Source organism: Paenibacillus sp. FSL H7-0331, assembly GCF_001956045.1.
On the sequence record NZ_MRTH01000052.1, the window covers coordinates 1 to 14,908 of the forward strand.

The 14,908-nt window shown below is 47.6% G+C and carries 8 protein-coding genes and 1 pseudogene; all 9 read right to left on the reverse strand.

Annotation, left to right across the window (positions count from 1 at the left end; genetic code table 11):
• Window positions 1–2,303, reverse strand: a pseudogene (locus tag BK127_RS37530) (hypothetical protein); the annotation flags it as partial.
• Window positions 2,304–2,706: 403 nt separating this feature from the next.
• On the reverse strand, window positions 2,707–5,175 hold the full coding sequence (gene pheT / locus BK127_RS37535) for a phenylalanine--tRNA ligase subunit beta (RefSeq protein ID WP_076237804.1): 2,469 nt from the start codon (window positions 5,173–5,175) through the stop codon (window positions 2,707–2,709).
• A gap of 22 nt (window positions 5,176–5,197) precedes the next feature.
• Complete coding sequence (gene pheS, locus BK127_RS37540; RefSeq protein WP_076237805.1) at window positions 5,198–6,232, reverse strand: phenylalanine--tRNA ligase subunit alpha; 1,035 nt, start codon at window positions 6,230–6,232, stop codon at window positions 5,198–5,200.
• A 655-nt stretch (window positions 6,233–6,887) separates the two neighbouring features.
• Window positions 6,888–7,112: a MerR family transcriptional regulator gene (locus tag BK127_RS37545; RefSeq protein WP_076237806.1), complete on the reverse strand. Its 225-nt coding sequence runs from the start codon at window positions 7,110–7,112 to the stop codon at window positions 6,888–6,890.
• Between the two features lie 278 nt (window positions 7,113–7,390).
• A complete protein-coding gene (locus BK127_RS37550; protein ID WP_076237807.1) occupies window positions 7,391–9,013 on the reverse strand; it encodes a copper amine oxidase N-terminal domain-containing protein in 1,623 nt (540 codons plus the stop codon).
• A gap of 89 nt (window positions 9,014–9,102) precedes the next feature.
• On the reverse strand, window positions 9,103–11,415 hold the full coding sequence (locus BK127_RS37555) for an AraC family transcriptional regulator (RefSeq protein ID WP_076237808.1): 2,313 nt from the start codon (window positions 11,413–11,415) through the stop codon (window positions 9,103–9,105).
• 41 nt (window positions 11,416–11,456) lie between these two features.
• The gene (locus BK127_RS37560; RefSeq protein WP_076237809.1) at window positions 11,457–12,350 is read right to left on the reverse strand and encodes a carbohydrate ABC transporter permease; all 894 of its coding nucleotides are present in this window, start codon (window positions 12,348–12,350) and stop codon (window positions 11,457–11,459) included.
• A gap of 13 nt (window positions 12,351–12,363) precedes the next feature.
• On the reverse strand, window positions 12,364–13,272 hold the full coding sequence (locus tag BK127_RS37565; RefSeq protein WP_076237810.1) for an ABC transporter permease: 909 nt from the start codon (window positions 13,270–13,272) through the stop codon (window positions 12,364–12,366).
• Between the two features lie 11 nt (window positions 13,273–13,283).
• The gene (locus BK127_RS37570) at window positions 13,284–14,894 is read right to left on the reverse strand and encodes an extracellular solute-binding protein (RefSeq protein ID WP_076237811.1); all 1,611 of its coding nucleotides are present in this window, start codon (window positions 14,892–14,894) and stop codon (window positions 13,284–13,286) included.
• Between the last annotated feature and the right edge of the window lie 14 nt (window positions 14,895–14,908).

The following is a 14,908-nucleotide window of genomic DNA, read 5'->3' on the forward strand; positions in this document are numbered from 1 at the left end:
CGTTCACGAATCGCTACAGCGCTTTGCTCTTCTCGCTCTTGCAGCACCGCTTCGTGCCACTCCTGCTGCTCTCTCAGCGCTTGCGATTTCTGTGCTTCCAGCTCCGCTTCACGATCTCTAAGCGCCTGTGCTTTCTGCGCTTCCAGCTCCGCCTCACGTTCACGAATCGCTACAGCGCTTTGCTCTTCTCGCTCTTGCAGCACCGCTTCGTGATGCTCCTGCTGCTCACGCAGCGTTTGAGATTTCTGTGCCTCCAGTTCCGCTTCACGCTCTCTCAGCGCCTGCGCTTTCTGCGCCTCCAATTCCGCTTCACGATCTCTCAGCGCCTGCGCTTTCTGCGCTTCCAGCTCCGCCTCACGTTCACGAATCGCTACAGCGCTTTGCTCTTCTCGCTCTTGCAGCACCGCTTCGTGCCACTCCTGCTGCTCACGCAACGCTTGCGCTTTTTGTGCTTCCAGCTCTCTCAGTGCCTGCGCCTTCTGCGCTTCCAACTCCGCTTCACGCTCTCGAATCGCTACAGCACTTTGCTCTTCTCGCTCTTGCAGCACCGCTTCATGCCACTCCTGCTGCTCACGCAGCGCTTGCACTTTCTGCGCCTCGAGCTCCGCTTCTCGCTCTTTCAGCGCCTGCTCGTTCTGTGCCCCCAGCTCCGCCTCGCGCTCTTTTAGCGCTTGTGCTTTCTGAGCCTCGAGTTCCACCTCACGCTCAAGCCGCTCTTCTTCATAACTCTTTTGCGCCTCAAGCCGTTCTGCCTCGTGACGTTCCTGCTGCTCATGCAGCTGATTCTCCCGCTCTTTGAGCGCTTCAGCACTTTCCAGCAGCTTTTCATTCAGCTCATCAGTCCGTGCTTGCAGCTCGGCATAGAGCTCTTGCTGCAGTTGGACCTCTTCGAGTCCACTGTTTAATTGGATCTGAAGTTCAGCCAACTGTTCGCTTTGCTCGCGAAGCTGTGTCGCTGCCGCTTCCTTGTCACGCTGATGCTGCTTCAAGCGCTCATTCAGTTCATTCAGCTCGCCTTTTCCCTGCTCGATCTGTTCTGCTAATTGCTGCTGAAGCTGATGTTCTTTGTCTAATTGCTGGTCGAACTCAAGCTGCTGTTGAATTTGTTTGGCTTGCAGCTCCTTCAATTCAGCTTGAAAGGATGAACTCCGCGCCTGCTCCGATTGATGCCGCTCTTCCAATTCTTGATGCAGTTCCAGCTGAAGATCATATTCTTCCTGACGGAAACGGATCTGTTCCTGAAGCTGATCATTTTGCAGACTTAATTCTTCTATGAGCTGCTGCCTGTTTTCACTCAGCTGCTTAAATTCATTAGCTTCAGTTGTCTGCTTCTCAAGCTGCGCATTCAGGCTCGCTTGTTCCAGTGATTGCTGTTCCAGCAATTGCTCCAGAAGCTCTTTTTCCTCCAGACGGCTTGCCAGCTGCCCAGCAGCTGCATCAGCTCTTTCTGTAAGGTCGGCCAGCTCAGCTTCCTGCAATAGGCTACGTTCCAGCAGTTCGTCTCTCACCTGCTGCAGCTGCTTAAGCTGCTCCTCAGCAGCAATACGCTGTTCCTCAAGCCGTTGCTTCGAGGCCGCTTGCTGAGCTTCCAGTTGTTGCCTTGCTGACTCCTGCTCGGCTTCCAACTGCACCCTGGCAGCTTCACGCTCAGCCTCCAACAACTGATCAGAAGCCTCCTGCTGCACTTGCAATTGCAATTCCAGCTCTACTCTTGAAGCTTCACGCTCAGCTTCCAGCTGCTCCTGATTGGACCGCTGCTGAGCCTCCAGTTGCTCCTTCGATGCTTGCCTGAGAGCACCCAGCTGCTTTTCCAGTCTGCCGCGAGCCTCTCGTTCTTCTTGCTGCTCGACCTCAAGCTGCCTGCGTCGCTGCTCAAACTCCAGTGCGGACGCTTTCAAGCGCTCAATCTCAGCCAATGCTTTTGTTCGTTCCGCCTCCAGCTGAAGGCCTCCTGCTTCCAGCTGCTGCGCGTGATCGCGTTCCTTCTCCAAATCCTGCAAAAGCTGGACATGCTGCTCCTGTAATACAGCAAGCTCTTGAAGCGATTTTTCCATCTGTTGTTGTCGAACCTGTATTTGTTCCAAATCATCTCTGATTTTGCAGTAATCGTCTGACATGTGAACAGCCGCCAAAACGGCGATTTTAGGTGTATCCAAACGCGGGGAACCCGCGGAAATTTTCTGCATTTGTTCATTAACATGCGCCACCACACGTTTCATATGGGGAACACTTGCTTCTGAAACCAATTTGTATTGACTGCCAAAAATATCTACCGTCATCCGAATTTTGCCTTCATTACTCACAACAAGCTCTCCTTTCGGAATCCCACATAAGAAAAACAACTCATCGAAGCCTACTCGACGAAGATACATTCGTGTTGTAGATGATGCCTTTCTTGCGAGCAGAAAGTTCCATAAGCGCTTTGCACTTTCAAGGAAGTTAAACTTTCTTGACTCATAAGTAAAGCTTCTGATCGAAGCCTATTCGACAAGCATACCTTCGTGTCCAATAGGTTGCTTTTCTTGCAATATCGGAGTATTCAGCTCTGCTGAAAACTTATAAATTCCGATATTATAAACAAATTCCTCGTATCTCATTTATTTCGATACGAGGAAGCTTTTTTCCTGCTACAGCAAGGGATTTTCATCAATTTCCATAAAATGGACTTAAATAAAAATCAAATGCGGCTGCTATTCTATTTTCTTTCTATTTTCTAAGCTCGGCGCCATAAGATTGCTCCAGTGCCGTTAACACCTGTGCATGCAATTCACTAACTTCTTCGTCTGTTAACGTACGCTCCAAAGTACGGTATACCAACGCCAACGCTACACTTTTCTTATCCACTCCAAGACGATCGCCTGTATAAATATCGAACACCTGGATCGATTCCAATAACGCGCCAGCGACTTCTTTCACCTTGGCCGTCAGTTCACCCACCTGTAAATCACGGTTAACGACTACAGCCAAGTCCCGACCAATTGCTGGGAAACGTGGCAGCGGACTATACGTAATTTGCTCATCCGCATAAGCGGCCAAAGCCTGGAAATCGACCTCAAGCACATAAGTATCAGCCAAATCCCGATGCTGCTGAAGCGTTGGATGAAGCTGACCCAGTGTTCCGATGACTTGAGCTTGGTCTCCTTCGGGCAATTGCAATGTAATATTGGCTGTTCTTCCAGGATGGAAACCATCCGGCTGCGCCGCTGTATAGCCAATCTTCCCGGTAAGACCGAGGTAACCGACAAGATTTTCAAATACACCTTTCAAATCATAAAAATCAACCTCTACCGACTTCCCGCTCCAATGTGTTGCCTGACGTTTTCCTGTTAACAAAATCGCAAGCATCAGCCGTTCCTCAGGAAGCTTGGTTAATGAAACCTCATTAGTCACGAATACTTTGCCGATTTCAAAAAGCGCCACATCATCCGTATTGCGATTACGGTTATAAGTAGCTGCCTCCATCAAATGCGGAATCAGGCTGGTACGAAGTGTACTCCGATCCTCACTCATTGGCATGGACAAAGTAACAGGCTTCGATTCTTTAAAGGCTCCCGGAAAATCGTTGATTTGCTGCGGATGTGTAAAGGAATAGGTCACGGCTTCAAACAAACCGCTTCCAGTGAGCAATGTACGCGCCAAACGGCGAATAGCCTGCTCCTTATTCAATGCACCTGGAGTCGTTACACCCGTCATTAATGTTGTCGGAATATTGTCGTAGCCATATAGACGAGCAACTTCTTCGATCAAATCAACACCACGGGTAATATCACCACGACGACTTGGTACATTTACATGGAACGTCTCCCCACTCACTTCCGCATCAAAATGCAGACGCTTGAAAATCTCGCTAACCTCTTCTACAGACAAAGTAGTACCCAGGTAAGCATTAATCCGACTAACGCTCAGCTCTATACGAACCGGGTTGTGCTGCTTGGACACAGCTTCCACTGTTCCCGCAGCTACCTGTCCATCTGCATATTGACTCATCAAAGCTGCTGCACGATTGAGCGCAGGCAGTACAGCCTCGGGATTAACTTCCTTTTCAAAACGCAGAGATGCTTCTGAACGCAGTCCAAGCTGACGTGAGGTTTTACGAACTGTACCTCCATCAAACTTGGCCGATTCCAGCAAAATCCTTGTGGTGCCTGATGTGACTTCGGAGTTTTCGCCACCCATAACACCAGCAATCGCTACTGGCTTCTTACCGTCCGTAATAAGCAGCATATGCGGCTCCAGGCTGCGCTCCACACCGTCAAGAGTAACCAGCTTTTCTCCGGACTGTGCCAGCCGAACATCAATATGGCCATTGTCCAGCTTATCTGCATCAAACGCATGCAGCGGCTGTCCGTACTCCAGCATTACATAGTTCGTAATATCTACTATATTATTAATGGGTCGAATGCCTGCTGCCATCAAACGATTTTGAATCCACAATGGGGAAGTGCCTACACGTACGCCTTCAATCAGCTTAGCGGCATAGTGAGAGCACTGCTCCTTCGCCGTGATCTCAACAGAAATCTGCTCAGAAGCTGGACGGGCCGCTTTACCAGCGCCAACAGTGTCTGCAGCTCCCTGCTCCGCGTCCGGTAGCCGTACAGGACGACCCAATATCGCAGCGATCTCATAAGCCGCACCCAGCATGCTGAGACAGTCAGAACGGTTAGGAGTCAAATCAAAATCCAACACTTCGTCACTGATCCCCAGCACATCCAAAATACTTGCACCAATCTCCGTATCCTCGGGAAGCACAAGAATACCTTCCTGGATTTCCTTAGGCAGCAGCTTGTCGTTCAGACCCAACTCCTTGGCCGAGCAGATCATGCCTTGCGATTCTACACCGCGCAGCTTGGCGCGTTTAATGTTCAAACCGTCCGGCAGCTTGGCTCCAACTATAGCGACAGGCACCTTTTGTCCGGCATCGACATTTTTGGCTCCGCAGACGATTTGCAAATCCTCTCCCTGACCTACATCCACTTTACAAACGCTCAGTTTATCGGCATCAGGGTGTTTTTCACGCGACTTGACGAATCCGACGAACACACCCTCCACACCTTTATTGCGATCCTCTACGCTATCAATTTCAACGCCGCTGCGTGTTAGCTTTTCCGCCAGCTCAGCAGCCGTAATTCCGCTCACATCGACATATTGAGACAACCATTGATATGAAACCTTCATCTTCGCTCACGCTCCTCTCTTTTTATACATGTACGAACTGCTTCAGGAATCGAAGGTCATTCGTATAGAAATGTCGTATGTCTTCAATGTCGTATTTAAGCATAGCCACACGCTCCACACCTAAGCCAAAGGCAAATCCGCTGTACTCTTCCGGATCGTAGCCTGCCATTTCCAGCACTTTCGGATGCACCATTCCTGATCCGAGAATTTCCAGCCAACCGCTCTGTTTACATACGCGACAGCCTGTTCCGCCGCACATGGAGCACGTAACGTCAACCTCTGCGCTTGGCTCTGTGAATGGGAAAAAGCTCGGTCTCATCCGAATCTGCGTTTGCTTGCCAAATAATTCCTGAACAAATTGCAGCAGCGTTCCTTTCAAATCACTCATGCGGATATTGCGATCGATCACAAGTCCTTCAATTTGTGTAAACATATGGCTGTGTGTCGCATCATCGTCATCGCGGCGATACACACGTCCCGGACAGATGATTCGTACCGGAACCTCGCCCTTCATTTTCTCCATCGTACGTACCTGTACAGGTGAAGTATGGGTACGCATCAAAATATCCTCTGTCACATAAAAGGAATCCTGCATATCGCGTGCCGGATGGTTCTTGGGCAGGTTCAATGCTTCAAAGTTGTAGTAATCCTGTTCAACCTCCGGACCTTCTGCAACGGTATAGCCCATACCGATAAAAATATCCTCGATCTGCTGGATCACCTTGCTCAGGGGATGAGCAGCACCCACTCCGCTCGGCTTGCCCGGAAGTGTTACATCTATGGTTTCGGCGCGAAGTCTGAGCTCCGTTTCGGCTTGCAGATATTCAGCCTGCTTGCTCTCAATAACCGCCTCGATGGCGCCGCGTACATCGTTGGCCACCTGACCTATTGCTGGACGTTCCTCTGCACTTAACGCTCCCATGCCACGCAGAACCTCGGTTAACGGACCTTTTTTGCCCAAATATTTGATTCTCATATCGTTTAACTGCTGTTGATTCGTGACTTGCTCAAGCTCTAGCAAAGCCTCTACCTTTAATGCCTCTAATCGTTCTTTCATTTGCTAATCCTCCCTTGTCTAAAAATCCTATTCATTTGCCCATTTCTCTAACCTAATCCCACTATACAAGTGCGGTGAATCATGAGCGAAGCGACCAAAGTAATTTGGAGATAGCGAAGCGGTGCCTTTGTTACCGTATTTTCACAACTAAATCATTTAGATAATCAGAAAATACGGTAACAACAGCAATCGGAAAATACTTTGGTCGCGCAGCGCCTCTGATTCACCGCACTTGTATCACGCATCTCAACGCAAAAAAGACGTTCCCTCATCCCGGAAAGGGACGAAAACGTCGTGGTACCACCCTTGTTTCGAAAAGCTTCCATTCCGGGCAACGATCCTCATGATCGAATTCCAGCAACAAGCAAAGCTTTCGCTTGATTGAAATTAACGGTTCTAGAACGCGAACGTTCATAGCCGGTTCCCTCTACTTGCCAGCGATCAGAGACCGTGGTTTCAAAGGACTGCTCAGGAGTGAAATTCGGCAGCCTGTTTCTGTAGAACCGCTCTCAATCTCCGGCGGCTCCTCCCTGTAAAGAGGCACTGCTTACTTGTCTCCGTCAACGCATTTCATGATATGCAACTACTAGCAGTATTATATGCAAATTCAACCTGTGATGCAAGTCAAATGGGGTAATCAAGTAAAATCTTCATTTTAAGACTTGAGTAAACTATCCATTTCACTTTTCAGCAAAAGATATCTATGTGTGCTTCTCATAATTTTAATTTTCGTGAGGTTATGTTTATCAACATATGTTTTCATTGCATCCTTGGACAATCCCAGCAGGGCTCCAGCTTCAGTAATGGTCAGAACTTCTTCATTACTGGTAGCATTGAACGTCTTCTTAACCTTCTGGTTCCAATCTTCAAACGAAGTCATCACTTCACAACCTTTTCTCATAATAAAATTACTTAGTCATAACCTTATTATTTTAACACAATTTGCGGAAATAATCTCACTAAAAGTTGACATTTCATAAAAAATGCGTTCACACTCTAAAACACACTATGATAATTGGATTATTTTCGGATAAAAATGGGTTTCAATACGACTTTGATGTACTGCTTACAAGCAAAAATAACCCGCCATTGTCTCATGAAGAGTGTTAATGGCAGGTTATTGGTGCATGTATACTCAGCATTGAGCGGCAGCCGTTGTTATCTGGTTATCTGAATGCTTCGTGCCTCGTTATACCACTCGGTTTGACCACCAAGTTGTGTGACGATAAACGTCAGCGGTACAAAATGGATGCCATCACGCTGGAGCATTTCCTTATCCATCTGTATTTCCTCGCCATTCACCAGGGCAGTTTGGCTTCCTGAATTCAGCTTAATCGTCGTTAAATTTACCGGGTCGATGATGGTGACGGTTTGTGCCTCCTCGTTCCAATCCACACGCAGATCCAATTTTTCGCTGAGGAATGTGGTAGGTACCATCGCCACACCGTCTTCAAGGAACGGTTTTCTGCTGTTAGCTTTGTAACGATCGCCATCCATCAGAAGCAGCACCGTTTTTTTCGAGATGCCCAAATCGTCTTTGAGCAGCCGATACGCTTCAGAGGAAGGTGTAAAATTGCGCAGCACATCAACGGCAGTTATTCCCTTTTCCAGAACCAAAGCATCCTCATCGGCAGTCAATGGAACCAACTTGACCGGATTGTTGAGGTTCCAGTATTCCCCCGCTATCGAGATTTTGGCTGAGGAGAGACTTCCCCTCGATACCGCGTTCAATGAAGTAGCTTCAATCTCCAGATTGGATTTGCGCAGCTTCATCGTGTTGTCCACGTATAAATCTGCTTTCACACGGGTTGAATCATTTAAAAACGGCAGACTCTCCTGCAATTCCTGTTCCTTTCTGGCGTGGAGACCGAGAAGAACAAAAACCGACAGCTGCTTGATCTCGGTATGAATCACCTCAATTGTCATATCGCGGTTTTTCAAAATATCCAGCATTCCAATGAGCGAATCCACGCTAGCCTTGCTTCCCGGCGTTTCAGGTATAGGGTAGCCTTCTAATGGATTTTGTAAGGCTTTACCGTCCTTGTTGTCCTGGATCCATTGATCCAGCTGAGGAGAGAGTATCGGGTAGAGCAGGTCGTACAACTCGCCAATTAATTGCTTCAGCGCCTTGTCATCCTGCATCAAATTGGTTACAAATGTTTTTGCCAGCGGTATCAGCTCTTTGCCTGACATCTCACCGTGTATTTTGTTAAGGGAAAGTGTCTCTCCGTTGACAACTTCCCTCACGTTTTCCACGTTCAGTTTACCTGGATTAGGGAGCTGCTTAATGAGGAAAGAGCTCAGACTATTCACAAATGGCTCAAACCTCTCTTCCATTTGTTTAACCAGAACAGGAGGGAGGTCTCCAGTGCTGGAGGAAGTCAGATCGATCACGATGGGCTTTTTGCCGCCTTCCAAAGCGATAATGACCTGTTCTTTGGTCATGTAGGTTTGAAAAGCGATTTTATGATTGGCGATGGTGATATAGCCCGTTGAAGAAACATTCTGCGCACTATCCATTTTAATAGCGTCGTGATGGATTTCAATATGCTCTAACAGCTTCATGACTGTCTGTTCTTTTGAAAAAGCCCTTGCCTGTGCTTGATCACCCGGAACAAGATCAAAGATTATGGTTGACTTGCCTTCCAACGACTGTGCAGTCGAAGCCTCAAAAATAGCTTTGTTAACATCCAATCCTCCAACCGCCTGACACCCGTTAAGTACCATTGGCAGTGCAATTAGCAGCGCACCGATTTTTTGTTTGCTTAAACGTCTGAACATATGCAGCTTCCTCTTCTCTCTATGTATGCTTGAATTGACAAGTCTTATGTACATAGAATTCGAGGTCAAACAGATTTTCCCTTTTTTTCTCATTTCAGATCGTTGGAAGTCCTGTAGGAGCTTGGCGTCACGCCTTCGTATTTTTTGAACAGGCGGATAAAGGTACTGATGCTGTAAAATCCGACCAGGTCGCAAATATCCTTAATAAAAATTTCGTCATTGCGCAGCAGCTCCTTAGCTTTGTCCACCCGAAGCTTGTTTATATAATCCGTCAGCGTATCCCCGACCTGCTCCTTGAAGTAACGTGACAAATAGGAGGGATGGATATCGAAGCGGGCCGATATGGTGTTGATTGACAGGTTATGATCGCGGTACTGTTCATTAATAAACTCAAGAATATCCTCCTTGAGACGAAAGTTATGGCTTTTTTTCTTCGAGTCCACATGACTGCACACCTTACCCAGAAAAAGAGTCATTCGTTCCTGCATCGCCGATACGCTGACACCGTTCATTAGATCCTGAATCGTTGTCCTGTTCTCCTCATACAGCTCCGACTGATTCAGATTCACCTCGATCGCAGCCTTCATCATGGTGCTGATGACGTCGAACAGCAGACAGCGGACCATATCCATCGGCAAGCTTTCTTCCGATAAATTATGCTTAATCACCTCATCCAAAATACCTTTGGCCTGTTCGTAATCGCCTGCCTTCACATGGTTGATCAACTGCTGCTCCTTCTCCAACGGATAGCTGTAGGAGTGATTGAAGCTTTGGATTTGATCGTAAAAAATAATTTTTTGCGCGCCAAGCAGCATTTTATATTCCATGGCTTCCATCGCCTCTTGATATGCAGTCGGCAGCTCAGCGACAGAACGGCGTATCGTGCTTACCGAAGCAGTGAAATATATATGAAATCGGCTGCCGATAAAACGTTGAGCTTCTTCCGTAAGCTGCAGCATCTCCTGCTTGGCTTCCTCAGTGGAAAGGTTTGAAGTGAAATTAATCGTGCAGGCCAGCATTTCGTCGATCTCTGTCATCCAACCCTGATGCTGCTGTCCGATAAGCTCCTCCACAATATTGGAAATAATATGCCTCACAAACTCACGTTTTTTCTCGACATCGGTTTCGTCCTGACGAAAGAAGCCGCTAAAATCCTCCAAATAAATGAGCAGTACAGCAAAGTAATCCGATCTGAGCACGATTCCGTATTCCGACATGACCTCGATAACAGGGAAATCGTTCTCCACCCGTCCCTTGAGCAGCCTGACGAACAGGTTCGAGCGCAGCACATTTTTTTGTTTTTCGATGATCCGGTTCATCTGATTGTTATGATCGAGCGTACTGTCGATGGCTTCCTCCAGATAATCGTATTCGTTCCCAACCGTACCCGGGTCCAGCTTGGAGCGCGCGGCAACCGAGCGGACCAGCTTTCCGAGAGGATCATATTGGCGGCGGGCCATCAATACAGCGAGTACAATTCCTATCGCAAGCGCCAACAGTACCGTAAGTATCGTCAGATTACGGACGTATTCCGCCTTTTGGCTGTACAGGCGCATAGGCAGTGCATATACATACTTCCAGTTGGTCCGGTTGGATTGGATATACGACAGCATGACGTCCTCACCATCCCACTGACTACGGACAAAACCGGTTTCACCATTCAGACTCTCAAAGCTGCGAGCGGTACCCGTTCGTTTTTCCGAGGAGGCCAGCAGTTGATTGGTACCGTCAAGAATATAGACCTTACCTTGATTGTAAGATTGGATGTTCCGAATGGCCGACAGCAGCCTCTCCTCGTTCAATTCAATAACGAGTGTAGCGAGAGGCGCATTACGAGCCTCTATCGGTAGTGATTGCGCGAACAATATTCCTGTACGAGGCTGCCCTTCTATCGGCTGCATGCTAAAAAACTGCCCTCGATACGGCTGAGCGAGAAACTGCTTCCACTCCTCATAGGTAAGACCCGAGGTGGATTGCTGCAAATCATAATACATACGCGCATCATAATAAGACCCTTCGGTGAGCACAAAGTCACCACTGCGGAAATACACATAAAACCTGTCCACATAACGAGTCGTGTTCGTATATAATCTGAAATCGGACAGTGCTTGCACCATCGCTATTCGTTCTTCTGGCCCGATTGTACCCGTTGAACGCATGAACTGGCGTACCTTCGAATTAAAAGCGATCATTTCGCTTAGTCGGTAAGCATAATCGATATGACTGTCAATATCCTGCTGAAGCTGGGTCAGCAAGGCTGAATTGGCACGATTGATCTCGTCTTCAAGTACGCTGCGGGTTTGAAAGTACGCAACTAGCATCATGGCTATAGGTATCAACAGGACTGCAGCATAGGAACGAAGCCATCGGCCACGCACGCTGTTCATTTTCAGGCCATTCAAGATGTTCACGCTCCACGGACTTATGGCTTTGGCGAAAAGCTTTACCCTTTAATTGACCCAATCATAACACCTTTAACAAAGTATTTCTGCATAAAAGGATACACGAATAATATCGGAAGGGTAGCTACCATAATCGTCGCATACTTGATACTTTCGCCGACGGATTCGATTTCACCCGCTGAAGACTGGTTCGTCATGTACTCCGTACTGTTCTGAATTAATATTTCCCGAAGAATTAGCTGGAGCGGATATAGATCTCGTTCACGCAAATACAGCATGGCAGAGAACCAGGCGTTCCAATGACTAACACCATAGAACAGCACCATAACCGCCATAACCGGCAGAGACAGCGGAATCACCACACGGGATAAAATCGTAAAATCGTGAGCACCATCTATTTTGGCCGATTCAACCAGACTTTCCGGTATGGAGGCGAAGGAAGTCCGCAATATAATCAGATTCCACGTAGAAATCATGCCCGGAATAATCATCGCCAGCAGACTGTTGCCCAGATGCAGCCAATTGTTGACGAGCAGGTAAGAAGGAATCATTCCGCCCGAGAAAAACATCGTGAACACAATAAGCAGCATCACATATTTGGACCAGGGCACCCCTTTGCGGGACAGCACATACGCTCCCATACACGTGAAAATGAGGTTTAGCAAAGTGCCGAGCACTACGATAAACAACGTATTGCCATAACCTCGGAGAATGTTCGGATTTTGAAAAACGAGCTTGTAGGCGCTCACCGTAAAGCCCTGCGGCCAAAATAGTGCCCCGGTATGAGACAGCAGCAGCCGCGAGTCGCTTAAGGAGGACATCAGGACGTATACAAACGGATACAGTGTGATGATGATCATCGCCAGCATAAACAGCCAATTGACATATCGGAAAGCGATTTCACCTGTGCTTGTGCGGATAGTGTTCACGGACATCAATAAATCCCCCTTACCATAGACTGTTTTCACTCAGCTTCCGGCTGATTTTATTGGCAATAATGAGCAGCAGGAAATTCATCGCCGATTGGAACAAGCCGACGGCCGTTGCATAGCTGAACTCGAAGGTGGCGCCAAGTCCTTTGCGGTACACGAACGTGTTAATTACATCTGCGGTAATATACGTATTCGGGTTATACAGCAAAATGATTTTCTCAAACCCGACATCAAGCATATGGCCGATTTTCAGAATGAACAAAATAATAATGATCGGTGCGATGCCAGGCAGTGTAATGTTCAGCGTCTGCCTCCACCTGTTAGCACCATCAATGCGGGACGCTTCATACAGCTCGGGATTAATGCCGGTAATGGCTGCCAAATAAATGATCGAGCCCCAGCCTACACTTTGCCAAATATCCGAGAGCACATACACAGACCGGAAATATTCAGGATGAGCCAGAAGCGCCGTACGCTCCATCCCAAAGAAATTCACAAGCAGGTCGGTAATAAAACCCTCACGCGAAACGAACTGGGTAATCATACCGCAGATCACGATCAAGGAAATAAAATGAGGCAAATACGTGATGGTCTGAACGATACGCTTGAACAACCGCCCGGCAAGTTCGTTAATAAGCAGAGCGAAGATGATCGGTGCAGGGAATGAAAACAGCAGCTGGTACACATTGAGCAGCAGTGTGTTTTTGAGCAGACGCCAGAAATAATAGCTTTCGAAAAAACTTTGAAAATGCTTAAACCCTACCCAAGGGCTTCCTGTGAAGCCCTCAGCGATTCTGTAATCCTTGAACGCAATAATCGCCCCGTACATAGGCACATAATGAAACAGGATGTAATACAGCAGCACAGGAAAAATCATCAGATACAAATATTTGTGTTTTCGATAATCGATCAACCAGCTTCTCATGAGGTTCACTCCTATTTCCGTTTGTTGTAACGGTCCAGAGCAGCTTGCTTGATCGCGATAGCACGCTCGATTTTCATATTTTTCAGTTGAGCCGTGTATTTGTCGAAATTGGTGATGGGTTCTGCACCCATAATGAATTTGAGGAACATCTCGCTCTGGTAAGTCGTCACTTCGGCCATAATCGCCGACAATTCGGATGCTTCCTCAGGTGTCTGACTGACGCGTGGCAGCAGCACGTCGTTCGCATTTTTCTGATGTTTACTGAACGTGACTGAAGCTTCCTTTTGCTGCTTGTAGACGTAATATTGGTCTGCATAACGATCGTCTCCAACAAGGCCGGGCGATGGCGTAGATACACGCAAGTATTTGGACATCGCTTCACCTACGGACAGCTTGTCGGGATTTTTTAGAATAAGATCCGAATATTTCGGATAGCCGCTAACCATATTGTAGGTCTGACCCTCGACACCGAATGACTTGAGCATATGGCCTTCATTGGAATAGTGATAATCGAGCCATTTAGCCGTTGCTGCTACATTTTTATTCGACGGTGTAATCCCTGCACTTCCGCCACCGCGATATTCATAAGGCTTGTTGATGAATTTGGGCTCTTCGCCTTTCTTGAGAACCGGATAAGGTGCGCCAACGAGATCAAATTTACCGTCTTTGCCCGGCGTGCTGTTCAAGTATTTGCCCATCCCACTGCCGATGTAAGTAAATAGCGCTCCTGCGCTGCCATTCGTCACTTTAGCGTCCAGTAATTTGGCATCCTGAGTGGCAAAATCGGGATCGATCAGCCCTTCCTTGTACCACGCACTCATTTGTGTCAAATAATTTTTGTAGCCCTGCTCATAGGGACCATACTTGACGCGTCCCTGATCCATATAAAATTCATAGCCAATGCCATAGGCACCGTTAAACAGCTGCGTATTAAGATCATTCAACCGAATCGTGAACGGTGTCTTGGCCGATTTCTTCTCCTTGAACTGGCGCAGCACATTCGTCCAGTCGTCGATCGTTTCCGGTACGGCAAGCCCCAATTCGTCGAGCCAGTCCTTGCGCAGCACCAGTCCTCCTGAAACCGCATTATTACCGATTCCTATGCCTGGGAACACATAAATGGTACCATCGTCGGTGACGATATCCTTACGAATCTCGGGATGCTCATCCAAATATTTTTTCAGATTGGGCGCATTCTTGTCGATGACATCGTTAAGCTTGATCAGTACCTTGTCGGAGATGGCTTTCTCAGGTCCTCCCGGGTATTTGGTGAAATCGGATTCAATTATGTTTGGCAGGTTGCCTGATGCGATCATCAGGTTGAACTGTTCGGTTTCACTGCCGATTGCAGGATGCTGAAAATCGATTTTGACTCCCGTTTTCTTCTCAAGCTCTTGATAGAAGAGCACTTCGTTAAAACTCTTTACAGACCGGGCAGCATCAGCAGGCATGGCTACCCAATACGATAGCTTGACCGGAGCGGTTGAAGCCGGGTCTGAATTAGCAGCGGAATTGGCGTTGCTGGCTTTGTCGCTTGATACGCAGCCTGCCAGCAAGCTTCCGGTCAGACCGAGTATAGCTGTATATGCAGTGATTTGTTTTTTATTTATGAGTACATTCAAATTCAAGCCCTCCT